Source organism: Thalassospira profundimaris, assembly GCF_003326755.1.
Lineage (GTDB): Bacteria > Pseudomonadota > Alphaproteobacteria > Rhodospirillales > Thalassospiraceae > Thalassospira > Thalassospira profundimaris_B.
This window is the reverse complement of sequence record NZ_JPWH01000031.1, coordinates 25,471-50,338: the sequence shown is the minus strand read 5'-3', so window position 1 is coordinate 50,338 and position 24,868 is coordinate 25,471. Positions and strand designations below refer to the sequence as shown.

General features: G+C 55.8%; 19 protein-coding genes and 1 pseudogene. 3 read left to right on the top strand and 17 right to left on the bottom strand.

Features of this window, described 5'->3' with window-relative positions; translation table 11 throughout:
- Positions 1-210: 210 nt before the first annotated feature.
- From TH25_RS22340 to TH25_RS22330, 3 genes are all read right to left on the bottom strand, one after another.
- Positions 211-867, bottom strand: coding sequence for an HNH endonuclease (locus tag TH25_RS22340; protein WP_181847783.1), 657 nt, complete (start codon positions 865-867; stop codon positions 211-213).
- Positions 860-2,029 carry an AAA family ATPase gene (locus TH25_RS22335; protein WP_114090471.1) on the bottom strand — a complete coding sequence of 390 codons (1,170 nt, stop codon included), beginning with the start codon at positions 2,027-2,029 and terminating at the stop codon, positions 860-862. The genes TH25_RS22340 and TH25_RS22335 overlap by 8 nt, the downstream gene beginning before the upstream one ends.
- A 70-nt stretch (positions 2,030-2,099) precedes the next feature.
- Complete coding sequence (locus tag TH25_RS22330; RefSeq protein ID WP_114090470.1) at positions 2,100-4,733, bottom strand: AAA family ATPase; 2,634 nt, start codon at positions 4,731-4,733, stop codon at positions 2,100-2,102.
- A 750-nt stretch (positions 4,734-5,483) separates the two neighbouring features.
- On the opposite strand from TH25_RS22330, the pseudogene TH25_RS22320 reads away from it, so the two are divergent.
- Positions 5,484-5,705, top strand: a pseudogene (locus TH25_RS22320) (integrase core domain-containing protein); the annotation flags it as partial.
- Positions 5,706-6,002: a type II toxin-antitoxin system RelE/ParE family toxin gene (locus TH25_RS22315; protein ID WP_309471294.1), complete on the top strand. Its 297-nt coding sequence runs from the start codon at positions 5,706-5,708 to the stop codon at positions 6,000-6,002.
- 34 nt (positions 6,003-6,036) lie between these two features.
- Here the strand turns inward: TH25_RS22315 and traI are convergent, their stop codons facing one another.
- From traI to TH25_RS22245, 14 genes are all read right to left on the bottom strand, one after another.
- Positions 6,037-9,204 (bottom strand): TraI/MobA(P) family conjugative relaxase, encoded by a 3,168-nt coding sequence (gene traI / locus TH25_RS22310; protein ID WP_114090468.1) that lies wholly within the window; start codon positions 9,202-9,204, stop codon positions 6,037-6,039.
- On the bottom strand, positions 9,201-9,560 hold the full coding sequence (locus TH25_RS22305) for a ribbon-helix-helix protein, CopG family (RefSeq protein WP_114090467.1): 360 nt from the start codon (positions 9,558-9,560) through the stop codon (positions 9,201-9,203). Before TH25_RS22305 ends, traI begins: the two co-directional genes overlap by 4 nt.
- A gap of 79 nt (positions 9,561-9,639) precedes the next feature.
- Positions 9,640-12,705, bottom strand: coding sequence for a zincin-like metallopeptidase domain-containing protein (locus TH25_RS25160; protein ID WP_181847781.1), 3,066 nt, complete (start codon positions 12,703-12,705; stop codon positions 9,640-9,642).
- Complete coding sequence (locus TH25_RS25155; protein ID WP_181847779.1) at positions 12,702-13,064, bottom strand: hypothetical protein; 363 nt, start codon at positions 13,062-13,064, stop codon at positions 12,702-12,704. The genes TH25_RS25160 and TH25_RS25155 overlap by 4 nt, the downstream gene beginning before the upstream one ends.
- Positions 13,057-14,943 carry a type IV secretory system conjugative DNA transfer family protein gene (locus TH25_RS22290; RefSeq protein ID WP_114090466.1) on the bottom strand — a complete coding sequence of 629 codons (1,887 nt, stop codon included), beginning with the start codon at positions 14,941-14,943 and terminating at the stop codon, positions 13,057-13,059. Before TH25_RS22290 ends, TH25_RS25155 begins: the two co-directional genes overlap by 8 nt.
- 5 nt (positions 14,944-14,948) lie before the next feature.
- Positions 14,949-15,317 carry a hypothetical protein gene (locus TH25_RS22285; protein ID WP_114090465.1) on the bottom strand — a complete coding sequence of 123 codons (369 nt, stop codon included), beginning with the start codon at positions 15,315-15,317 and terminating at the stop codon, positions 14,949-14,951.
- A complete protein-coding gene (locus tag TH25_RS22280; protein ID WP_114090464.1) occupies positions 15,314-16,321 on the bottom strand; it encodes an ATPase, T2SS/T4P/T4SS family in 1,008 nt (335 codons plus the stop codon). Before TH25_RS22280 ends, TH25_RS22285 begins: the two co-directional genes overlap by 4 nt.
- Entirely contained in the window at positions 16,321-18,564 is a 2,244-nt protein-coding gene (locus TH25_RS22275) for a DUF2059 domain-containing protein (RefSeq protein ID WP_114090463.1), read from the bottom strand. The genes TH25_RS22280 and TH25_RS22275 overlap by 1 nt, the downstream gene beginning before the upstream one ends.
- Positions 18,565-18,567: 3 nt before the next feature.
- A complete protein-coding gene (locus TH25_RS25555; RefSeq protein WP_258549275.1) occupies positions 18,568-20,292 on the bottom strand; it encodes a TraB/TrbI/VirB10 family type IV secretion system protein in 1,725 nt (574 codons plus the stop codon).
- Positions 20,292-21,941, bottom strand: a complete 1,650-nt coding sequence (locus tag TH25_RS22265; protein ID WP_114090462.1) for a TrbG/VirB9 family P-type conjugative transfer protein — start codon at positions 21,939-21,941, stop codon at positions 20,292-20,294. Before TH25_RS22265 ends, TH25_RS25555 begins: the two co-directional genes overlap by 1 nt.
- Before the next feature lie 5 nt (positions 21,942-21,946).
- Positions 21,947-22,684, bottom strand: a complete 738-nt coding sequence (locus TH25_RS22260) for a VirB8/TrbF family protein (protein WP_114090461.1) — start codon at positions 22,682-22,684, stop codon at positions 21,947-21,949.
- On the bottom strand, positions 22,672-22,854 hold the full coding sequence (locus tag TH25_RS22255; RefSeq protein WP_114090460.1) for a hypothetical protein: 183 nt from the start codon (positions 22,852-22,854) through the stop codon (positions 22,672-22,674). The genes TH25_RS22260 and TH25_RS22255 overlap by 13 nt, the downstream gene beginning before the upstream one ends.
- On the bottom strand, positions 22,851-23,225 hold the full coding sequence (locus TH25_RS22250; RefSeq protein ID WP_114090459.1) for a hypothetical protein: 375 nt from the start codon (positions 23,223-23,225) through the stop codon (positions 22,851-22,853). Before TH25_RS22250 ends, TH25_RS22255 begins: the two co-directional genes overlap by 4 nt.
- Complete coding sequence (locus TH25_RS22245) at positions 23,222-24,361, bottom strand: hypothetical protein (RefSeq protein WP_258549274.1); 1,140 nt, start codon at positions 24,359-24,361, stop codon at positions 23,222-23,224. Before TH25_RS22245 ends, TH25_RS22250 begins: the two co-directional genes overlap by 4 nt.
- On the opposite strand from TH25_RS22245, the gene TH25_RS22240 reads away from it, so the two are divergent.
- Positions 24,360-24,848 carry a hypothetical protein gene (locus tag TH25_RS22240; protein ID WP_147253070.1) on the top strand — a complete coding sequence of 163 codons (489 nt, stop codon included), beginning with the start codon at positions 24,360-24,362 and terminating at the stop codon, positions 24,846-24,848. The genes TH25_RS22245 and TH25_RS22240 overlap by 2 nt on opposite strands.
- Positions 24,849-24,868: the final 20 nt, after the last annotated feature.

Sequence of the window (24,868 nt, the reverse complement as noted above, 5' to 3'; positions counted from 1 at the left end):
TCCCGCAAGGTAGCCGTGAGGGGACGCTTACCTACCTTGCAAAAAAAAGCCTCTCTCAAAGCCAATTTAAGCAACCGCGAAGTAGACGTTCAGAAGCGCTTGTCGCTCTTGCTGATTAACAATGGATGTTACTCATTACGTGCCGTCTCAATGGCAGGCCGTTTTCCAAGCTGTACTAAACCCTCGAAAATGGACCTTTCATTCGTAGTCTCACTGTCCGAATTTCTGAACGAGCTTTCGCAACTCCATCACCGCTGCACTTTCCTCATTCCGGCCCCTGAGGCCTTGGGCCGCGTCGAAGCTCTCAATCTCAAGGTCTTTCATGTGAAAAAAACCATAGGTGTAAGCTGCCTTGTCGGTATCCCGGCATATGATTTTTACAATATTCTTGGCGTTCACCTGGACTGCTAGCCGTGTCAGATGATCGTCCCACAGGTCAAAGTTAGGGTGCACAAACCGGTAATTATCGCTCTGTGCCAGAGCCGTGGCATTATCGCAATCAATCACGAAATCATCACCACTTCGCTTGAATTGCATATTGCAGCGTTTGCACGCCGCAGCGAGATTCCAAAGCGTATAGCTCAGCGCCCTATATGCTGGATTACTCTTTGGTAGAATATGCTCGCGATCCGTCATAAATGGACCAGCGCCCTTCAGGTTGGTCCGGCAATAGCAACAGGTACAACCATGGCGCTGAAGGTGCAGGTTTAGTATCTTTGTCTTTGCGCTCTTCAGTGCGGTGATTTCAGCGGCGGTACCGGGTACATAATCCCAAGGTTTCTCGCTAGCTAAAGCTAGATTGATTACTGCGATTTCGTCTTCTTCATATGCAAAGTCGTCCAGCGGCGGCTGATAAGGATCAACCATCGCGGCCCTGCCTTTCGCGCTCTGCAACAACCTTCTTTATCAACGTGCGCACTGCTTCAAAGAATGCGCGCTGCCCATTATCAAAACTTTGTTGGTCCATAACGTTGACGCAAGCAAGTGCTGCTTCACTATCGATGCCACCCTCCTCAAGTTTTCTCAGAATACTGGATAATTCCTCGCTGACGTAGTGGCTGGCAGGGGTGATCACATCGAAGGCACGCCATAAAATCTCTTCGATGCTCTCAGTTGAGAGTGCCGAGTTTTCCAAATTGATCTTCTTAGGTTTATCACGATCAATCTGGAACACTGAAATTACATCACGTGCGTTGGCAAGTGCGCCAGTCACAATCAATGGTGCATGAGTGGCTATGACAATGGTGGCATTTCGATATTCGAGTGCGTTAAGAAGTTTGTCGACATATTCGCGCTGCCAGTTCGGATGAAGGCTGTTCTCTGGTTCATCAACCAGAACTAAAGGATCGGCGTCGCGATTGGCGATCAGAAAGAGTAAGGATGAGATCAGGGAGAGTTCACCAGAGCTGGCGGTCAAGAGTTCGATAGTCGGACCATCTCTCCGCTGCAGATACACCTTAATGTCGCTTAAATATCCAGCTTTGCGTAAGGTTTTTTCCAAACGCAATACGCTCGCAAACTCCCGCCCCTGCGAATAACTTAAGAGGCGCTCGCGATCACCCACCCAATGGATTTCATCTGACTCGAAACGCTCAAAATAGCTGGTTGCTAGAGCGATGTCGCGCGGAACTCCACCGTCATTCAACAGAACCTGCGGATCAAGGTGCTTGTGCTGGTTCTTCAGTTTGACTTTGAAACCTATCCGATCACGATAGCCGCAATAATCGAGAACCTTGGCAATTTGATAGAAGCGACTGTCATCGTCATCGAGAGTGTCTGCAACTGCGAACTTAACCACAGATTTAGGTGAACGCTCGGTACGACCAGCCGAGATGCGCTTTATGCCTCGCATCCCCAAAAAACGGTCATATGCGGTATTGCAGATTACTGCGAGATTCCTAGATTGACGAAGGTTTGAAGCTAATTCGCGCAGGAAATTGCTTTTGCCTGCGCCATTAGGCCCTACCAAGATGGCAACCTGTTCTCTGCCCAGCGAGCTAAAGCGGTCAAAGTCCAAAGATTCAATCATTCCCGATTACCCATCCTGAAAGCGCTAGCAAAGAATCCATTTCAATAACACCGACGAAAACGCGGAAATTTCAACGGATGGTGTTCATCTTGCTCCGTAAAACTTTTGACCAATCCTTCAATGCCTGAATATCGGCCATGACTTCGGCAGGCTCTGGTGGCTCAGGATCATGACCGCGGGACGGGTCGTGCGCATCGACGAAATCACAACATTTCTTGAATCCGCTCTCGAAGGTTCGCACATCGATTTCTTCGAGAGCAGTAACCTGCTTCAAGCGCTTGGTATCAATATAGTCGCGGTGACGTATCACGACGTTGGCAAATACGATATCTTCCAGCGCCCGTTCCCAAGTTGCTCGAAGGCGACTGTAGAGCGATGCCACTTCCGTTTTGTAGCCTTCGTCGTCATGCGCCTCGAATAAGCACTTTGCGGCACGCGCCGCTTTTTCAAGCTTGTCGATCCGGTCGCGAATGCTCGACGCCGTCCACGGCAAATCCTTGTTGACGATGCCGACGACATCCTGACCGCGCGTGAGATGCGCGAGCGCAATCGGCGTATTACGCTCCAAGGCCAACTGTGCTAAATCGTTTACGAAGATCATGTCATGCGTGAACACGATAACCTGCCGTACGCCGGCTTCCTTGGCCAGGCGCTTAGCGACATTTGATCGCCAGCGATGGTCCAGCGAGGAAACCGGATCATCGAACACAAGCGCTGATGTATGCGATGCGTTGGCCAGTTCGGTAAGATATGAGGCCAACGCTACACAGGTCTGCTCTCCCTCGCTGAGGACATCATGAACCTTGGCTTTCGGGTTGGCATAGAGCTTCACCTCGTATTGTGGTGAACCGAATTTCCCCCCCGAGCGCACGACCTCGACCCGCACGCGGTTACCGGCCAGCGCGACAATTTCTTGTTGAAACCGGTCGCGCATGCGCGGTGTAATCAGATTGTCGGCAATCTCGTTTCCAAGCCGCGTGATCGCCGTCGTCGCGGTATCGCGCAAGCAGTCTTCAATTCGCTTTAGCTCAACAAGCCGTGCGATTTCCGTTTTCGCGATATCCAGTAGATCGCGACTTTGTTTCCTATCCTGCAAGTCTGCCTGTTCATTGAGAACAGCTTCCCGTGCTTCACCGCCGGATGTGTCATAGAGAGAAGTAGCATAGGCGCGCGTGTTTGTGGCTTCGTTGCGTACGGCATCTGTAACGGATTCAGGCAGAGCCAGCGGATTCGGAACTTCTTCGCCCGAGATCTGCGCAAGGGTCTGGGCCTGGACGCGCCGTGCGAGGGCGATGAATCTCAGCACTTGCTTCGCGAGTGCGAAATTACTGGCCTTCAATCTCCGATAGGCCACAGAGATCTTGTTGACGTGGACGGGGGCAGCGCGGAACTTCTGCTCCGTTTCCTGAAAGACGCGCTCGACCGCGGCAGCTTTGGTTTCCGTGTCCTTCTTGATGAACTCTTCGAAGCCAAGCATCCGCGCGGCGGTAGGCTCGTCGATCTCCTGATGGCACAGAACGCAGATATCCCCTGACGATGGCGGAAACGCGGTACCGTCTTCTTTGGCTACTTGCGAATATGCCCTGGCGGACTCCCAAAGAGTCCGCCAGACGTTCTCACCGACGCCCTCAAGCGCCAATCTGGAAAATGCATCATGAGCTGCCGTATTGGCGGCCGAGCGCATGTCGTCGGCACTCTTCTTAGCAGCATGAAGCGCTTGAGTGGCGTCGGCATTAAGCGCTTGCTCGATACGCTTCAAATAGGTTTCCAGTTGATCGAGCTGGGTCGCGTAATCGCGCTGCGCTTTCGCCGCGACGGCGGGGTCTTGCGCGAGGTCGGCTTGCAGTTTTGTCAGACGTGCTTCGTCAGCATCCGAAAATGGTGACTTGGGCGTTATGGCCGAGATATCGGTATCATGTCGAAGCGCGGAGAGAGCTTTGCCGAGCGCTGACCGGCTAGACCAGACTGGATTCGCGAAAACGGAATTACGCTTTCCTTCCAATGTTTCCTTCTCGATCATCAGGCGCGCTTTGATTTCCTGGCAGACACCGGCGAGGTCATCCGGAATATCAAGACCGAAGGGGCGGAACCAAACCTCGTTCTTCTTTTGAACGTGAACCGAAGCCGCGTCACGGTCAAAAACCGTTATCGCTGCAAGCAATTCGGCAGACTTGCCATTATTCTCCCATGAGACGGTTTCCGTGGCGGCGCTGGTACGGGCGATTGTCAAATCGGCCCTTGCTGTTCGTGTAGGGGAAGCGCTGTAAACGTCGGACATGATCTCGCAGGCATGCCTTGAGCGGCAAGCGTTCTTGAGTATCCGCGTATAGCCGGATTTTCCGGTGCCGTTCTGCCCGTAGACAATGGTAATGCCAGCTTCTTCAAATGCAAGCGTCTGACCGGTCGCGAGTTGATTAACACCTGCGACATTTGTGATGCCGGTCAGTGAAATTGACTCGCCTGCGCCAGGATCAACTGGAAGATGGTCTTTTGACAGTGCCTCCGCCGTTAGTGTTACCGATTGATCGCCATGCTCTTTCTTGCAAAGCGCCAATACCTCCTCGAATGCGTTTTCGTCTGGATAGCCGTTCAAGACAATGCGGCGAAGCGCGTCGCGCTGCCAGAGCGGTCGGTTCTGCGACCAAACCAGAATCCTTTTTGGCACCGTATCATCAGTTTTTTCAGATAGATTGCTTGTCGACATAAGAGACTTCAATGTTCCTAGATTCAACGCTCTCGCGAACCTTACCGCGACATCGATGCGCGCTCAACTTTTTGTTGTATTCAACTGGATTTCGTAACTCAAAGCCTGCAAAAAACATTCGGTTTTGAAATGCGAACGAAACAAAGATAGGGTCGGGCAAACAACCGTTATCGGAGTTGCCAAGTCATTCGCCATGGATGAGCGGAACGTCATCTAAGGGCCGTTCTTGTAAGGGTAACCAAAGCTAAAAACATAACGGTATGATTAAAATTGCTATTCCACATAATCGTTTGATCGAGCTACGGCGCAGCCATCATTGTGGAAAGGACGATGACAGGACGGCCGCGTAGCGATGGACCGAATCGCCGGTGAGCCGGAAAAGAAGATTGCAGAAGGGTGCTCAATGAAATCGTTCAGATCGAATGATCGCCCGGAGTAGTCCTCGGCAGGCGAAGGAAACCCTGCTGGGACAGGACTGTCGGCCAGCGGACGGGGTAGGGTGGTTTTCACCAGAAAGGGGGCAATTAATGAAAATATAATAGGAATTTTGTCCCGGTTGATCCCAGAGTCAAGTTTTTTTAGTTTTTTAAGGTCTTCTGACGCCGCAGTGATCAGAGGGAGCACGAAAACTAATATGTAGCCATGCGCGATGATAAGATCTTGGTAACAGATTGGTTGCGAACAAGTTAGGAGAAAATATATCTGATTTTGTTATTATGATCGTCTTCATACCAGTAACTGTTGTGCTGAATTTCCCTGAACCACATCCTGCCTGGCAAGCCGCAGCAAAACGCCTATATCGAGGGATATAACCGGACTGTCCGGCATAAATGGCTGGACCAATACATCATTGAAAGCATTTCGCAGGCGCAAGAGTTCGCCACTAAATGGCTCTGGACGTACAACAACCAACGGCCCAATATGGGCATCGGCGGCATAACACTCACACAGAAACTAAAAACCGCCGCGTGAATTCTACCTGACAGCCCCGTTAAAAATGGGGGGATTACCGCACGTGCCGACCTTCTGGGGATTGTTGATTATATCTCTGATGATAATCCCGACGCTGCACAGCGTGTAAAAGACGACATACAGATGAAGGCAGAAAAGCTGATAACGTTTCCCGGAATTGGCCGTTCGGGCCGAGTTGAGAATACCAGGGAACTTGTTGTCGGAGAGAACTACATCATTGTGTATCAGGAAGACGGGCTAAGGATACGCATACTGCGTGTGTTACATGCTACGCAGCTTTGGCCTGTGGGTGTTTAACGCGTTTAGGGTGACGTTAAGCGAAACTTCCTAATCAATTTGGACCGGACGGGCTATGGATCGGGATTTGCGATTGTTTAGGGAGAGAACCAAATTGCAAACCAGTTTTATGCAATATTTCACTTACTTGTCTTGTGTCTTTATGTAGCAATAGTTCGCCGAACGATATGACATTTCGCTTCCTGTCGTTCTCCGAAAGTGGTGGAACAACCAGCGTGCCATTGACGGCCTTCGCCGCCTCTTTCGCCAACGCCATCGGTCGGTTTTCCTTGGTCATATGCGCATCCGTTGCCGCAACAACGATTTCGCGCTTGGGGTTAAATCGTCGCAATGTCTCAGCCACAGCCTTCAGGTTTTCTGCCTTTACCGCCCAGACCACCGCTTTTCCCGTCAGACGGTTCAGCTCAATCGCGCTGATAAAGTCATCGGCAATTAGAACTGGCTCTTTCGAATTTTTGGAGAGTCTGCCCCCGACGATATGATGCAGCCCTTTGTCATCACCTGGCCCGGTCAGCATTTCACCTGATCCGTCTTGATCCATTTGGTATATCGCACAGAGGCGATTTCCGCTGTCCTTGAGTGGCACAAGAACCTTGCCGTCTTGGTCTAGACGATACCCCGCCCAAGCTGTGGCTGATCCCATCTCTGGCCGTGCCGCGATGGTTTTCTTGTCGGGTGTGGATGCGTTTTGCCAGACAAGCCATGCATCATCCCCGACCGGCTGGGCCAGTTCGTTGCGCAGGGTGGTCATGGTAGGGGCCGCAGCAGGATCTGGCACAATGTCAGCTTTCCAGACATTGCGGTGCGTCTCGATGCTCCGGCTTTGCCAAAGACCCTTCTCGTCGCGATAACGTTCCTTTACCTGGACTTTCTTCTTTTCGGCAATTTCAAGCATGATCCAGTCGTCTTTGGCGGCACCGGATTGTCTGACACAATCAGCAATATCGACCCCCCAAAGAGTGCGTTCGGACCCGTCAGTGTTTTGTAGCTTCACAAAGCTCGATTGTGATTTCCCGGGATCAAAATTGTAAGGAGCGCGCCCCAGTTCCATTAGTTGGGCCGCATTCCGCGTAGATCTATTGCGTGCATAGTCCTTGAATGAGGACGCCTTTTCTGGCCGGACGATCTGCGCACCGAGTTTTGCCGCTTTCTCGCTGTCGTCGGGCTGTTCTGTTGCGCCGAGTGCCACGATGATTTCAGTGTCGTTATTTTTCTCGCGCATTTCGCGGGCCAGATCCGCCCAGTCCGCCGGTCTGGCGGGCACCATCACCGGGCAGTTTGTTGCCCGATGCAGGGCTGCCGCATCGGCGTAATCCCGGGCAATGATCAGTGTATCTTTGTCCCGGCGTCTTTGCGGATCAATCCTGTGCATCAGCATCTGATCGGACGGGGTATCCTGCACCAGGCTTTGGCGGCCCTGTTTGTCGATCAGCATGACATTTTCAATACGGCCGGAGCGGTCGCGCAGCGGTACGGAAATGTTGCCTTTGTCTGTCAGCTTGACACCATAGCCGCGCAGGCCGGTGGCTTCCAGCCAGGCTGAATTTTTTGGTTTGGCCCAGTCGGTGCAGGCATCCCAGACCATGAAGGCTTTGTCATTAGTCGCTTGAGCGAAGGCACGGCGAATGTCGGTGGCATCATCCTGATCGGGCAGCGACACAATCGGCACATTGGGTTGGCGGGGTATATCTGGATCGGCAATGATCGCCTTGCCGTCCGGGTATTTCCGTTGATGCTCTTTAAGCACCTGGCGCATGTCATCGGGATTGGCCAGAACAATTACGGGACGCCGTATCGCATCATGGATTTTAACGGCATCGGCGTAATCGGCGGTAAAGATCACTGGGCCTTTGTCGATCTGCTTTCGGGGATCAATAAGATGCACCAACCCACGTGCGCGTTCATTGCCAATGTCCAGGCTTTTGCCGTCGGGGGAATAGAGCCTCACGGCCTGCAAATGACCATTGCGGTCCCTGAACGGCACCAGAAGGTTGCCGTCTTCATCCATGCGACAGCCCCGACCGGTCGAGCGGGTCTCTGACAGCCAGGACAGCGATTTGGCCTTGGCCCAGTTCCCGGCTTCTTTCCAGGCTTTCAGTGCCGGGTTGGCCAGCTTTGTGACCGGTGTGGGCCTGTCATTACCAAACACCAGGTGAAGCAGTTCCTGCTGAGCAATCAGGAACACCATGGCCAGCGGATCGCGATAAGCCTCACTGATCAGAAACAGTTTCCAGTTCGAGAGGGATCGACCGAGTAAGGTGCTGTGGGTCGGGACCAGCTTGCGGGTGCCAAGATATTTGCGCCAGAGCGGCGGCATGGCAGGATGGCGCAAGGTGGGCCGGTTTTTATAACGGCGTTTGGGCCGCGCCTGTTTTTCCTTATTAGGTCCCTGTTCCTCGACCGGTGGCTTGAACTGCCCGAGCTTCTTTTCAAGAGCGGCTTTGCTCATGGAACGATCCAGCGCCGACGCTTTCATGCCCTGACTATCCGGCCCCATCAGAACAAAACCATTACCGCGCTTTTTGATCCTGATGTCGTATTCAGCAAGAACGTCATGTAGTTCCGGCCAGTTCTTTGCTTCTGCCGTTTCTTTCAAAATATCGTCACGATGGCCAAGCACGTGGTTTTGGAAACTTTCCTGCCAGGTTTGGGATTCATAATCGCGGGCGGAAGGGGAGAGTTTGGCACTATTGTCTTTGCGTTGTGCCATGCCGTTATCAACAAACAGGCCATATTTCTTTTCAAGCTGGCGTGAGATCAGATCCAGAACTTTGTAATCGCGAAAGGGGGTAACGAGCCGGAGCGTTTCTGGATGCACCCGGTTAAAGGCAATGTGCATATGGAAATTGTCGGTATTGATATGGGTGCCGGCGACATATTGATGCTCGGCAAAGCCAAGTCCCTTGGCATAGGCCGTTGCAATGTCCTTGAGGTCCTGTTCAGACAGTCTTTCTTTCTCCCCGGGGCGGAAAGAAACAATCATGTGGTAGGACTTGTCCTTGACGTCAGGCTTCAAACGCCGAACCGCGTCAATTTCGACGAGCGCGAGATCAAGATCCTCGCGCTTTTCGCCAGCGCCGCAATTGGCAATCCAGAATCTGTCGAGCTTCTCCCCGGGTTCCTTGGCCGCTGCGATATAATGCGCCAGTTCCTTGTAATTATCGGCGACATTCGGGTCTTTGGGGATCTTCTTGGCGATCATGAGGTTTTGTGCCGGATAGAGTGGTCAATCTGTCGCACCAGGTCTTTTAACGCATTTTGCGTCCCCTCGATCTCGATGATCAGCTGATCAAACCTGGCCAAGAGATCGGCACTGAGCGGTTCATCGAGTGCCAGCTTGAACAGATTGCCAAGGCGCGCCTGATCGGCATTGATTTTGAGCAGATCGAGAATGGCCTCGGAGGCGGCAAAGTCGCGGGCATTGGGCAAGCGTGTACCGACGATCAGACGGCGGAGCAGTTCCGACCGGCTGAGACGGAGTTGGCCGGTCAGGGTGTCGAGACGGGCCAGTTCGGCGGGGTCGAGATAGGTTTTAACCAGGTTGCGGGTGGTGGCCATGAGGTCGTTCTTTGTCGTGAGAGAAACGAAGCGAGATGACCGGCAACGTCCCTGCGCTGCCGGTCATGCCAATTGACGATCACATCGCCACTTGCTGACGCTGCTGCTGTTTGGGCGCGGGCAGGGACCGGGTTTTTTGCACCTTCTGCGCAAGGCCCAGTTCCTTGATCTGCTGTTTGACGGTTTTGGCGAAGCTCTCCATGCCGCGCGTCCCATGCAGATCGTTAAAGTCGGTCAGCCCGGCCTGTTTCTCGACCGGGGAGAGGTTGGGTCGGATGATGGCCGCATCGACCAGTGCTGCCGCCCGTTCGGCCCCCTTGAGGCCGGGATTAACGCCCTGTTTGGCTTCCACCCCATGATCATCATCGGCGGCAAGGATCAAAGGCCGGTCGGGGAAAGCCTTTTGCAGGGCTTCGGCGACCGGGGCGAGGTTGCCGCTATCCATGGCAATGGCGGTTTGATGGCCGGTGGCCATGTTCAGGCTTTTGCCGGTGGCATAGCCTTCGGCAATCAGGATCGGGCCTGTGCTGTTTTTGTTGGTGCCCGGGATCATGTGCATCAACCCGGTTTTGCGCCCATCCTTGAGGAACCGTTTGCTGCCATCGGGCGTGATGACCTGGACATTCTCGATGAAGCCTTTGGCATTTGTCATCGGCATCAACAGATTGTTGTGAATGTCTTCTTTTAGCGTTTCGCCGCTTACCTGTTTGCGTTGCAGATAAACGTGATCACTGCTGGCCGTATCCGCGCCCTGCACCATGGCATAGGCGCGTTTGGCCACCTGCTTGTATTGCGCCTTGAGGTTTTCTTCCATCTGCGCCTTGCGCGCAGCGGCTTCGGCCTTGCTGCGTTCAATCTCGGCGGGGTTGCGCTCGGCGGCTGAGCTGACCCATTTAAGTGCCTCGTTGCCGGATTTGTAATTGACGATATTGCCCGCCGGAATGCCCTCGATAAAGCCGCGATAGGAGCCGCTTTTCTGGCCCTTGCGGTCGCCTTCAACCGCGACCCGGTGCCATTTGCCATCCATGGTCGGCGGGCCATCAATCACCAGCCCGTTTTCCCGACAGGCGAGAGCAAACTCTTCTTCTGGCCGCATCCGCGATTGTGGCTGTTTGGTTGTTGCTTCGTTCCAGCGCGCAAAGGGCTTGAGATCGGCATCGTCGCGCACATACCAGGACTTGGCGCGGCGATCCCACTTGGCCCCGAGCGCCTTGGCATCGTTCTTCTCGCTGTAAGGCACGTTGAGATAATGACGTTTCTTCGAGGTATTTGGTTCTGTCCCCGGGGCGAGATCATTTGCCTCAGCTTCTTTGAGACGGGGGGCAGGTGCCGCTATACCTTCCAGCACCGCCGCCCGGCTTTCCTGCCGGGCCTGTTTTTGCTCGGCGATGAACCGCTCCGCCATCGTCTGTCCCGGATCAGCCCCAAGACTTTTGACCAGATCACTGGTGCGGTTTTCTTCCGGCACGAACCATTGCGGGCGGAGCGGCTTAAAATAGTCCTGATCGCGATGGGCGTCATACATGGCCGAGAGCAGTTCGGCATGTTTGGCTGAGCGGCCTGCAAGGTCGGCCATCGTCGAGAAGGTTTCCCGTTCCTGGTTAAAAGACCGTTCTTTCTTGTCGGGATCATCAGAATATTGCCACCAGACATCGATGCGTTGGAAAGACCCCTTTGCGTCATTCAAGGCCCGGGCCTCGGCATCGGGCAGACCGTCAAGACGGGCGGCATGCAGCATCCAGTCCGATTTGATCTTGACCGCCGTGTTTTCCGCCTGCCGCTCAAAGACCCGATCCGCAACCCCCTGTGCCGGATCCGTGCCAAGGCTTTTGGCCAGATCGTTTGTGCGTTGTTCGGCAGGAATGAACCAGTCAGGACGACGCGGTTTAAAATGATCCTGATCAGGATGGGCGTCATACATCACCGAAAGCAGTTCGGCGCACCGCGAGGAGGACTCTGCCGGTTTGGCCATGAGGGCAAAGGCTTTTTGTTCGTACCGTGTTGCGCGTTCGCGAAGGGCCGGATCGTCAGAGCCTTGTCCGACGATATCGATCTGATCAAAGGCGTTTTTGGCCTCGATCATTCTTTCGATATCCATGTTGATCATGTTTTCAAGCCGGCCAGCATGCAGCATCCAGTTCTGTTTGACCTCTTTTTCATTCCAGCCGGGGATGTCTTCGTTGTGTTCGGGTACAATCCTGTTTTTCGTGACCATGTTGGCGGCCTCCTTGCGCTTGTCTTGCGCCAGAACCGGTTTGAGCTGCTCGCGCCGTCCCGGTTCCATGATCCAGCTTTTGATGTTTTCGGCATCGCGCGCGGCGGTGAAGAGAACGTTGCGATCTTCTTTGATCGCCTTCATCCAGCTGCCAACATAGGCGGCATGGCGCTCTGGATAATGGCCGAGCCCCAGTTCGGTGCTCAGCATGTAGCTGCCAATCTCGGCGCGCAGTTCTTCTTTGGCATAGGTTTCCGAGCCAAACGGGCCAAACTCGCGGGCCATGCGGTTTTGATGGCCGGTGGCATGGCCAAGCTCATGAAGCGCGGTTGCGTAATAGTCATATGGGCTGCCAAAGGCATCTTGCGGCGGCAGATGAATTTCATCGCTCATCGGACGGTAAAAGGCCCGGTCCCGCTGATCATGAAAGATTGGCACTTCGCCCTGGCGCAATAATTCCTCGGCCCGTTCCACCGGCTCGAAGGTCGGTTCCGGGGCAATCCACGGGGCCAGCCCGTCGATCTGTTCGGCGTTAAAGACCACAGCATGAAAGACCTGGGGACGATCAAGACGGACTTCGCGGTTTTTGACCTTGCCGTTGTCATCAAGGACCGGCTTGCCGTCCTCATCAAGCACGGGGCGTTTGTCGGTCCATTTCCAGTATTCGATTTTGGTGCCTTTTTCGCCCTTGCGCACCTGGGCATTGTGTTGGGTGGCCTGGCGATAGGTCATCCAGCGCGGGTCTTCATGGCCGCGCAGCTCCAGCCACAACGCATTGATGCCGCGATAATTGGCCCCCGAGACCGGATTGAACGGCCCAAGGCGGACTTTGCCCGGGTCCCAGGGCTTTTGCCAGGGGGCGGTGCCGGCTTCGATGTGGGTGAGCAATTCTTCGACCACCTGGTCGCGATAGGATTTTTTCTCGCTCATTTGCCGCGCCCTCCATCGAGAGCGTCATTCCGGCGTGCATTGTCATTCCCGCCGGGATCATTATCGCCGTTGGGATCGCCATCCCCGGTCGGATCAAGCCCGTCAAAATGACTGTCGAGCGCGTCCTGATCGGACAGGCCGGTTTCCCAAAATGCCCCCATGTCCTCGGCAACGTCGGGATCCACACTGAGCGGGCCGTTTTCGCCCGCGCGGGTGACACTTTCGGTCGCGAGCTTGAGATAGTCGGCCTCGGAGAGGTGAGCATTGGCGCTCGCGGTGACGTTGGCATTGGCATCAGTGTCGATGTTGGGGCCGGTCTCTCCGGTTTTAACCAGGTAGATTTTGGGTGTGTCAGACATGGGAAGTCTCCTTTTGAGGGCTGGACGGGGGAGGGGTTTGCGCCATTTTGGGCGGACGGACCTTGCTTCGGGTGCGCAAAACCGGATCGAGAAAATAGAGCTTCTGTCGTCCCAGAATGGGCGGGCGACCGCCAACAAAGATCAGGGCATCGCCAGGGTGCGGTTTCTTTTTGCCGTCGGGGTCCACATCGATCATGCGCAGCCGCATGATTTCATCGGCGGTCAGAAGATCGCGCGAGACTTCCTGAAGGTTTTCCGAGTGGGATCCTTGCGATCCGGGCTTGCCCGAGCGCGAATGTTTGCGCTGAACAATGGTCTGTTTACCGGCCAGCTTTGACAGCAACTCGGCGGTTGGCAGTTTGTTGGGCGTAAAGGCAATGCGGACATGGCAGTTGGCAAAGATCGATTCATCCTTGCCGTATTTTTTATAAAGCTGCTCGATATTCTGAATGATGATGTAGGCCTTGATGCCATAGCCCGCCATGAAGGCCAGGGCCTCTTCAAAGATCTCGAGCTTGCCAAGCGACGGGAACTCGTCGAGCATCAGCAACAGGCGGTGTTTGTACCCTTGCTTTTGCTCGCCATCGCCAAACTCCATCTTTTCCGTCAGGCGGCGCATGAACAGGTTCATCATGATGCGGATCAGCGGGATCAGCCGGTCCTTGTCGGCGGGCGAGAACACCAGGTAAAGCATGGTGGGCTTTTCGCCATTCATCAGATCATCAAGGCGAAAATCACTGATCGCGGTGTTTTCGGCAATGATGGGATCGGCATACAGGGTCAGCTGGGTTTTGGCATTGGAATGAACCCCGGAGCGTTCCTGCGGGGCCTTGATCGCCATGCTGTTGGCCCCGCGTTTGACCTCCTTGTTGACATGGGCAAAGCCATGGTCATAGGCGGCCATGGATTGCAAAATGGCGACGAAGTTGTCTTCGGCATCCATGTCTTCGCCGTTCGAGGAGGATGGGGAGGAGGGTGTTGGATCGTCCTCGTCACTCTCAACCGCTCCGTCGGGCGGGGCGACGGTGCTAATACCTGAGAGAAAGATATTCACATCATCAAAATTGGCGGTGCGATGCTGTTCCTTTTGCACCTTGTAGCAAACATGGAGCAGTACGACGGAAAGCCAGCCCCAGCCTTCCTCGCGCCAGTAATTGCCGGCAATGCCCTTGCCGTCGGGGTCGACCACCATATTGGCAATGTTCTGGCAATCGGCGATGTCACGTCGGCTGTTGATGCGGATTTCGGCGAGTGGATTAAAGCGCACCGTTTCATCACGGTTGGGATTGCTGGGATCAAAGCGCAGCACGGTTTTGCCCTGATCGCGGTTCCAGCCGGCGGTCTTGGCATAGTTCTCGCCCTTGATGTCGAGAACCAAAGCACTTTCGGGCCATGACAGCAGGGTGGGGAGAATAATGCTGACCCCTTTACCGCTGCGCGTCGGGGCAAAGGCCAGCACATGTTCGGGACCGTGATGGCGCAGTTCACGTACCTTGCCAAAAAAACGCGGAAAGCCGCCAATCACCACCCCTTTGGCGGTGAGCAAGCGGGCCTTTTTAACATCGCGCCAGGTCGCCCAGCGGGCCGAGCCATGCAGCTCCTTGCCCTTGCGTGTCCCCGAGACGGTATCGTTGCGCGCCCGGGCCGAGAAGATGGCCAGCACAATTAAGACCAGCATGCCGGAGCCGAGAATGACCAGGGCCGGGTTTTGCATATTGTCGGGTAGACCGGCGGGATGAATGAGGGTGGCATAAAGCCATTGCCACCAGTCGAGATGGCGCGGATCAAAGCCGACCACAACATGCCAGTCGGCAATGACGCCGGCCAGCATGCCAAGGACGACGACGAACATGGCAAAATGATAAAGTTTTGCGGTCATGATTGTTACCCTCCCTCGTTATGGGGCAGAGACGCGGCAACAACATCGCCAGATGCTGTCATCAGGGCACAGCAGGCTGCGCTGAACAGGGCTGCGATATGGATCATGCGTGAAAGGTGAAGCAGTTCGGGCATATCGCGGGCAATGCCAAGCGCGAGAACGCCAAGAAGCATGGCGACAAGTGCCATCGCCACCCGGGAGGCAATGAATTCATCGAGAAGGCCCGGATGGTCTTTAAGCAGGGTATGGCCGGGCCGGAAAAGCCATCTTGCTGCCATCCAAAGCAGGACATAAACTGACAGAAAGACAAGCAGCGCCCACATTCCGGCAAACAGGCACATCAGGGCGCAATAGACGGAATATATCTTCTTCATGCCGCCCTCCCGTCTTTGAGGATGTAATGGTCATTGGCGGGCTGCCAGAGATCGGTAATGCGGCGAAAGCCATCCGGCCCGCGTTTGATCTGAACGACAAGATCAATCATCTCGGTGAGGAACTCCGGGATGCGGTCCATCTTCATGCCTGCCCAGGCAATGTTCTGATCGAACTTGCGATGAATGGCCTGTCTGGGGCTGGTGGCATGAATGGTGAAGGTGACACCGGTGGTGCCGGCATTGAGCGTGCCCAGGGCGGCAAAGGCGTTTTTGGTGGAAATCTCGCCAAACAGCACCCGGTCGGGCGTGATGCGATTGACGTGATCAAACAGAATCCGCCAATCGACCATGCCGGTGGTGGCGGAACTTTCACGCGCCGCCAAAAGCCCGTTGCCATCCCAGAAGGGATCAAGGGCCAGCTCCATGGTGTCTTCCAGGGCAATGACACGAATGTCATCGGCCAGCGTTGAGAGCAGCAGGTTAAGCAGGGTGGTTTTGCCGGTATTGGTGCCGCCCGAGATCATGATGTTCTTGGCACTCAACATCGCCTCGGTCAGAACATCGCGCACTTCGGTTTCGCAGGCGATGCGATGAAGGGGCAGGGTTTCTTCGAGCGGTGCGCCGGCATTCTTGCTGGCCGGCGGGACAATCTGATCCCAGCCCGGGGTGAAGGGATGTTTGCAGCGAATGGCGAGGCTGAGCCCGCTTCGCACAGATGGGCCGACCAGACATTCAAAACGATGGCCTTCTTCAAGGGCGGTCGAGAGAATGGGATGGGTATCACCATCAAAGGGCAGGCCACGCTGGTTGCCCAGACTGCGACAGATCCGTTCGATTTCGGCGAGACTAAGGGCGGCATCATAAATGCGGGTTTTGCCTTCACCGCGCCGGTCCACAATGATCTCGCCGGGGCGGTTCAGCCGTACCTCGACGGTTTGCGGATCGTCGTAATAGCGCGCCAGCGGGGCCATGATGTTTTTATAGAGCGGGTTGATGGCGTTCATTACTGCCACCCCCATGTCAGGGCGCAGTTGTTTTTGGCAACCGCCGTCAGGGCCGGGTAACTCCATCCGCCATACCAGCTGATACCGCGCACAAAGGGCGGGTTATGGGGTTCGCGGCGAATGAACTGTTTGGGATCGCTGCGACAGGCTCTGGTTTCAGGCACGCCGACGATCTCGCCGTCATCCCGGACAATGGTTTTGGTGCCGTTCGAGAGCGTCCAGGAGCAGTGATAATAATCGGTGTAATGTTCGGTACGTTCGTCACCCTGCCAGTCGAATGAATAGCTGCCGCATTTATTCACAGGGTTTGAGTAAACAGAGTTTTCCCACTGGTCGTGATAATCCGGTCCCCAGGTGATCTGTACCGAACAGACATCGCCCAGACTGACAGGGTCGGCTTCCCCGACGACCAGGCTATATTTGGTGCCATCCGGGCGGGTATAATTCTTGACCCGGTTCTGCCCCTGATATTTGGTGCAGTCCTCGTAAGTAATCTCGTTGGTCGAGGCCGTGGTTTCACCGTCATAGGTGTAGGGGGTTTGTGCGGTGCCGGGCAGCACTTCGCTGGTCTTGATGTTATAGCGCCCTTGCGGCGTACCATCGATATAGACGGTGGACAGGGCATAGGCAAAAAGCTGGTCGTCATGGGGCTGCCAGCCGGTAATCTCGACCTGGTGGGTATAGACCTGATCGCTTTTCTGGCAGTCGCTGATGAATTCCTGCTTGTCGTCATAGAAATAATAATAGCGTTCGCTGCCATAACTCTGCCCGGCACTGAGGCTATGGGTCCAATAGGCCGGATCCTCGCAGCCTTCGGTGGTGGCGACCACGTCCATGCTGGTGGTGTCGGGCGTACAGGCGGTGCGAAACTGTTCGAGGCCATTGACCAGAATACGCACCCGGCTTTGCAGGGTGACGGTCTTGCTGTTGGCATTGATCAGCGGGGTGCAGACATAATCACCGCCATCGGTTTTATAGACGGTTTCATGGGCAAACTCGGTGCCGCTATCGGTGCAGGCGGTGCTGTAGGAAACGCCGCCCAGCTCATAGACATATTTGTGGCGCTGATAGGAAACACCGGCATCAAAATCATCGCGAATGTCACAGCCTTCGCTGGTCGCCGACATCACAGCCGGGGCAACATCTTCGGACGGGCTGCAATCACGCACTTCGATCTTGCGGCCATTCTGGTTGGTATAAACCAGCTTGGCATTGGTGATCACGGTGCCGGCGTCATAATCAAGGCTGACCCGGCAGGCCGAACTGTCTTCGACAATGTCAAAGCGGGCTTCGGGATCGGGCTGGCATTCGCCATGCTCAACCCGGTTGCCCGAGCCATCGGTGTAATAATAAAGGAACGAGGCCGTGGCGGTGCGGGCATCGAGATCTTCGATATAGGCGCACGCACTATAGCTTTTATTGATCTTGTAGCGTTCGTCGCCATCAGCACAGGTGCCGTAAGAGGTCTCGCCATCGGTGGTGGTGGCCATGCGGGTTTGCTGGATCGCCTGGAGCTGATCGAGATCGATGCGCATCTTGCAACCCTCTGCCGTGATGCGGGTTGAGGTTTGTGGCGTATCATCCAGTTCCAGCGCACCCGGGGTGGTGTAGGACCCGGCATCGGGATTGCTGGCGGCATTGGAGGCAACGGCACCATCCGAGGCCCCGACGCCAGCCTCTTCGACTTCTTTTTTACTGGCCGTTTCCTCATCCCCGGCCACAGCCAGACGCTTGAGCGCAGCAATCAGTTCGCTCTGATCGCCTTCAATCGTGATCGGGGCGGTCGGATCCAGTGTGGGATCGTTTTCAAGGGAGAACTGGGCAACAAAATCATCGGAGTTCAGCGCTTCGGCCCGGCCATCCTTTTCAACACCGGAAAGCACAAGCTGGCCGACCTTTTGTTCTTCTACCTTCACATAGCGGGCATAGGCTTTGGCCGTGACACCCTCGGTCAGCTTGCTATCGGCCCCGGGCACATCGACCAGCCCCAGATCAAGGGCAATCGGGGTGTTTTCGGGAAGCTCGGTGGCACTTTTGCTGCGCGTGATGATTTTGACCTTTTTGACCATGGCGGCCATGTCGGGATCATCACTCGATACATTCCCGTTTGACCCTGAAGGGGTTTGCGTGACGGCAGCCCGGGCAGCAGCAAGATCTTCATCGGGGCTTTGGGCATGGGCGGGCAGGCTGGTTGCGGCCAGCCCGGCGCAGAGAAACAACAAGACAGGCAAAATGGGTTTCATGACTTACTCCACCTTGGCGATATACCAGTCCATCGAGGGGCGGATTTGAAACCGCGTCCCCTGGGGAATGGTGATGATGGGTTTGAGCGAGAGGGTTTCTTCGAGGATGTTGGCGGTGATCTCGCCAAACTTGTTGGAGAGTTCCTCGGCGGCTTTTTCAGAGGCCGCCGTGGCGACCTGGCCGTCATTGCTTTCCGACTTGGTCGAGGCAGCGGCATAACGCACCGCTGTCGAAATCCCGGTCAGCAAGAACGCATTGCCGTAGCGTTCCATAAAGCGCCGGTCGACCTCGCCAGAGGCCCCCAACTGGCCTTGGGCATTGGCGACAAGTGATTTGATGTTGCGGATTTCGGCCCGGTGCCCGGCAATCAGGACGCGCTCGCACTGCATGGCCAGACGTGAACTGCCCATGTCTTCGGGCGGCATATAGTTGCAGATCAGGCGCGAGCCTTTGGGCAGCAGCGCCAGGCGACTGTGATAACCAAAGACATCGCGGGTGGTTTGCACCACCACCGTACCGGTATCTTCGCCGCCCACCTGGCTGTTGATCCCGGTTTCAAGCTGGACCGGGATATAGCGGTCGGCGGTTAGAATACGGGAGTTATCGACCGGCAGGCTTGAGGTGCGGCGCGGTCCTTCATAATCACCCTCGATCTCCATCTTTTTGGCATCGAGGATATGTTCCGGGCGGGCGGCTTCATCCATTTTGGAAAGATCGGGCACGGCAAGGTTGCTGGCAGCGGCAGAACCGTTTGCACTGTCTGGACCGGAAGAAGCACCGTTCGTGTTGGTCGCAGTTGCTGGTGAATGGCTAGAACCGTTGTTAGTCGGTTGGATCGCGGTACCGTTTGGTTGACCGTTGGCAGTTGCCGCTTTTGTGCCGTTTACCGTTGCAGCGTCCCCATTTGCAGGGTTGATCTGGGTCTGAGTCTGGGTCTGGCCAGCTTGCTCGGGCTTGCCGGGAATGCCGCCCGGTTGATCCGGCGACATCGGAATGTCACCAGCTTGTACATTGGGAGCCTGTTCTTCTGTCGTCCCCATCCCCGGCTCCAGCCGGACGGCTGTGCCAGATGCATCGGGCGTAGCTGGTGTGTTGGGGATAGCGCCATTGCTGCCGACCCGCACCATTCCGTCCGTGCTAAGCGGCTGACCTGAAGGTGATGACGGCAGGGAAGAAGGACCCGTGAGTGTGGCGTTTCCACCTGTTGTCGTGTGACCAGCGGGGGCGTGTGCGTTACCGGCACCGTTCCCGGTTTTCGACAGTTCCATGTCTGGGACAAACACCGCCAATGTATCGTCTTGCTGCGGTGTAACGCCCAGCCCGGGTGTGAGCGAGACCCGCTGTGCCGGGCTGCCCGGGGCAGCCGGGGGCTGGCTGTAACCCGCAACCTGCCAGTTGGCAGGCACGGCTTGCGCCCAGGCGGCTTCAAGAGCCAGCCGGTAAGGATCGGGCTGTGGCGGCGGTGCGGGGTGCACGGCCGGAGCTGGCGCAGGCGGGGGAGGTGGTGCCGGACGCTCGATATAGACCTTTTTTGTCACCACCACCGGCGGAAAGCTCGGAGCCGGTTCGGGCGCTTTGGGCGGGGCCGGTGGGGCGCTTGGCACGCCCCACACGGTTTTGTCATCCGCCGGAAGTTGCGGCGGGGTTTTGAGTGCGCCCGGATCCGCACAGGTGCCCCCAAAGGTCAGGCCGAGTACCAGGGCAATGTCACAAAATGCCGTGCTCATCAGTCCCCCTCATATTCAATGCAGAGGAACTTCATGCCGCTTTTAAGCGAGATCAGGCGCTGGGTGCTTTCGATGATATAGGTGTGGCCCTGAATGCGGGTATTGACCAGCTCGTCCACCCCATCGACGACGACATAGGCCGTCGGCAGTTCCAGATCCTTCCAGCGGTCGCCAAAGCGGATATAGGTAAAATAGTCATCGCGAAACACCGTGACCGGGCGCAGTTCGTCGTCACCCCACAGGTCATAATCCCCCCAGCCGCGCAGCTTGTTGGGATCAAACCCGGCATCGGCAATAAAGTCATCTTTCGGCGTGCCGGGGTCGGTATCGCCAAGATCATGAACCGCAGCGGCAAGTTCCTGATTGTCGGCGCTATCGTTTTTGGCCGTCATGTCAGAAGATCCGCCGTCGATTGTTGTGGAAGTCCCTGGCGACATGCCAGTTCCGGTTGATGCGGACGTGACGGGTTTGTTGCTATATGTCCGGCCTGTACTGGTAATTGTGCCGTTTTGAGTTCTGGTAATGGTCGCGCCCGGGCCAGAGACATTTTTGCCAGCCGGCGTGCCAGCATCTGTTTGCCCGGCGTTGTCGGCATAAACCGGCAGGGTGCCATCATAGGACAGCGGTGCAATCAGATTGCCCTCGCTGTCAAACCGTCCCGCCACCAGATCGGGCCGGGAAGTGCCAGGCGTACCGGTCGGGGATGTCTCGATAATCGGACGGCCCTGGTAATAGCCGGTAACACGCGATTGGTAGGCATTGCCGGTGTCATCAAGAGAGATGCCATCGGGACCGGTCAGTCGTACCGGATTGCCTTGCGCATCAAGCGGGATTTCCTGAATGTCGTGATATTGACCGGTAACCGGATCGGGCAGGATAATCCCGGCCTCGTTTTGCAAGGCGGTGCGCTGCATCCCGCTGCCATAACGCATCCGCTGTTGCGGGCGGATCATCGCCACGGTCATGTCGTCCTTGGTGGTAACCGAGCCTTTAAGCCGCACCAGCAGATCGGGCATATTGATGGAATTGACCCCTTCGGCGCGCAGATAGAAGGGATAGACATGGCCCGACCCGCCATAAACAATCATGGAGGTATCGTAGCCATAGCTGGCCGGGCGAATGGCAATACGCCGTTCATCGCGTTTATTGACCGACCAGCTGCGCGGATCGCCGACATCAATGCGGGTGATTTCTTCGCCAGCGGGAAGCTCGATCAGGGTGACGAGATATTCCCGTGTGCGCACCCGATAGGTGCAGGTTTCACAAACGTCGGTGACATAAACCCCGTCGCTTTTCTCGGCATAATCCCAGGCATCCTGAATTTGCCCGCTGGTGCGCGGGCGCACCATAGGACCAAAGCGGCCCTCGGCCTGATCCTTGGCCTGTTTGACGACGGAATCAGGAACCGGCATGGTGGGCGCTTTCGGGGCCGGGCTGGCACTCACAGCAGCATCAGTCTGTTGGCCATTTGAGTTTGCCGTGTTTGCCTGATTATTGGCATTCTGGCGCTGCCCCGGCATGGGCGGGCGCGACGAGGTAAAAGCCGCAGTCTGGGCGCGGGCCGTGTGAATGACAAAGACGGCAGCCAGCGCCACCAGCAGCGTGGCGACTGCGAAAGTCCAGGCGAATTTGCGAAGACGGTTTTTCATGAAATCTATTCTCCTGCACCGGACGGATTGCGTTTGCGCAAGACCAGGCCGGTCACGGTAAGGCCGAAGGGATTGGTGTATTTTTCAGAAACCGGCACATCTTTTTGCGGGCGCGTGATCAGCGAGAGGTAGGCGCGCAGGCGTTGCGGGCGGCTCAGCGGGCGACCGTTGATGCTGTCGGTCTGGATAAAATCGATGGCGAACTTGTAATCATCGGTCAGGCTGGCAACCCGGTTGATGGTTTCCACATCAATCGATCTGACCACGCCGCGATCCAGCGCATCGCGGATTTCGCCGCTGCTAATGCGTTCCTTGCGAAACTGCTCCCAATAAGCCGATGACGACAGTTTGGAGGCTTCGCGCAGCCGTTCTTCCTGGGTGACCGGATCAATCGCCAGCAGGATGCGAATAAAGCGCCGCGCGGTTGCTTCCAAAAACAGATCAAAGCCTTCGACCTGTTTGGAGATCGGCTCGATCTGGTAGGTGCGATCATCCGCGCCGTAGGTGCGGACAAAGACAAATTCCTTTTCCTTGAGCGGCACCAAAGCCGAGATGGTTTGCAGGGAGACCACCTGACCGGCACCGAGCACAATCACCGCTGCGGTCAATAACCGGCACATCCAGGCAAGACGGCGATGGCTGGCCTGAAAGCTGTAGGGATCATTGGCTGCAATGCTGGCATGGGGACCAGCTTGGGCAACCGGATCGCCCTTTCTGTGTCGCCGGGGCTTTAGCCACGCCATGTAAAGCCCTCGCTATTGAACTCGACCGGGTCACAGACGCACGGGCTTTCCTTGAGTTTGTCGACACCGCTGCCATCCTTGGGGAGTTCGATGTCATCGAAGGCACAACCGGCCAGCAAGGTGAACAGAGTGACGACAGAGACAAAACGGATTGGGCGAAGGTGTTTCATTGCGGGGCTCCTGTGGCATTTGGGGCGTTATCGGAAAGGGATTTTTTGGGGTGGTTGGTGGTGCGGGATTGCCAGAACGGCAGCACGCCGAGCAGCAGCAAAAAGAAGAAGCCAAGGGCAAAAAGCTGTGACCAGATCACCAGAGCGGTTTGCATGATCCCGGAAAGCTGTTGGGGCGTGATCACCTGAAGCGCCTTGATGGTTTTGATCAGGGCGTCGGGTTCAAACAGGGCCAGCCAGATCAACACGATGTGCAGGCTGAGAAGCCCGAGCAGGCAGTAGGATTTAATCAGGCCACCGATAAACAGCAGGGTTTGACGGGCACGCTGGCCGCATTGGGCGCAGACATGTTTGAAGGCTTGCATGGTCATTTACCGGACCCTTTGCTTGATGTTGGATTTTTGAGACGGTCAGCCACACGCTGGCGATGGGCGTTGAAGCGCTCGGCAAAAGAGCCGGCTGATCCTTTGGGATCGGCAAAAAACGACTGGCCCGCGCCAAAGGCCCCGGCAGCCGCCCCACTTGCGCCTTTTGCGGCATTCAGCAGGCGACCGGACTTGACGCTGTTAACGACAGACATCCCGGTGGCCAGCGCCCCACCCGTCATGGCGGCAACGGCGGAATTGGTGAATTGCGACTGGGTGATGGAATTGGCCATGCCGGTGGCCTCGGTGACAAAGGCAAAGCCCATCCAGCCGAGCACGACCGGGACAATGACCTTCATGTCCTGAAGATCACCCGAGGCATCGACATAACCGTCAAGTTGCAGGGCGGCGACCGCATAAAGCACCAGCCCAATGGCAAGGGTGGCTCCAAACAGCACCATATAGGCGGCCAGCAGGGATTTAAGGGCCTGGACGGCCATGCCCCGGCTCCAGCCAAAACCGATGCCCATCATCAGATAGGGCGACAGCGCGGCCAGCATCATGACGCGGAAAATACTGACTGCAATCTGGCTGAAATAGATCACCATCAGAAGCAGCCAGGGAATGGCGATCAGCACGCCGTAAACGCCCGCCATCAGATTGCCGAGCGAGAATTCGGACCACACTTCAAACGCCATCCGAATGACAGCGCGAAAGCCGATTTCGGCGACATAAACCAGTTGCGTCATGCCCTTGTAGTTTGTCGCGGCATCGCTAATCAGTTTGTTAGTTTCACCGCCAGCGGTTGCAGCGGCATTAAGCACGACACTGGCCGCCCCGCCCATTGTGGCAAGCGAGGTGTTGTAGATCAGATTGACAAGAATGGCGCCCTGGCCTGATAAAAGACCGGCACCTATTGTGATGAAGAACAACTCATGCGAGAATCCGATCAGATCGGACTTTGCCATCACCATCTTGATACCGTGGACGATAAACCAAATGGCGACGACAGACCCAAAGATGACCACCATCGGCGTGGTTAGTACCTTGCTTAAAGCATCGGTATATCCGGCAGCAGCATCGAGATACCGCTGCATCGGTTCGCACATGAAGCAATTGACGGTTGGTGGGTTAATTGCCATGGCCGTTTACCTTTTTGTACTTGCTGTACCAGCGCAGGCCGGATGCAACACATGTGCAAAGCAGAGTGATTTCTTTGATTTCGCCTATGCCAAGCGGATGTGGACCGAATTGCGCACACGCGACCAACTGGAAGCGGAATGGGAAAGAGTGGGCACGCAGTATGAAGCGGCTCAGAAGCAGGGCGTGTTTGTGGGCTCTGGCAACGAAATTCGCGCCCGCCTTAAAGAGTTGCCCAATGCCAAAGAAATCATGCAGGGACATGATCTGGACGTGACCTACAACCGCGTCTGGGTGAAGGTCGCGAGCGATCAATATGCTGCCGGATCTATCGCGGGGATCAATCAGGCTGACGAGGACCGTCAAATGTGCGAGTGGGCGCGTCGGGATGATATTTTTAACCATCAATGCAACGCTCTGCCCGATTGGCGCACCAAAGAGCAGGTGGCGGCGGATGCTGCTCTTCAGATAAAAATCGCAAATCAATAGGCTGTTCGATGAGGCAATCT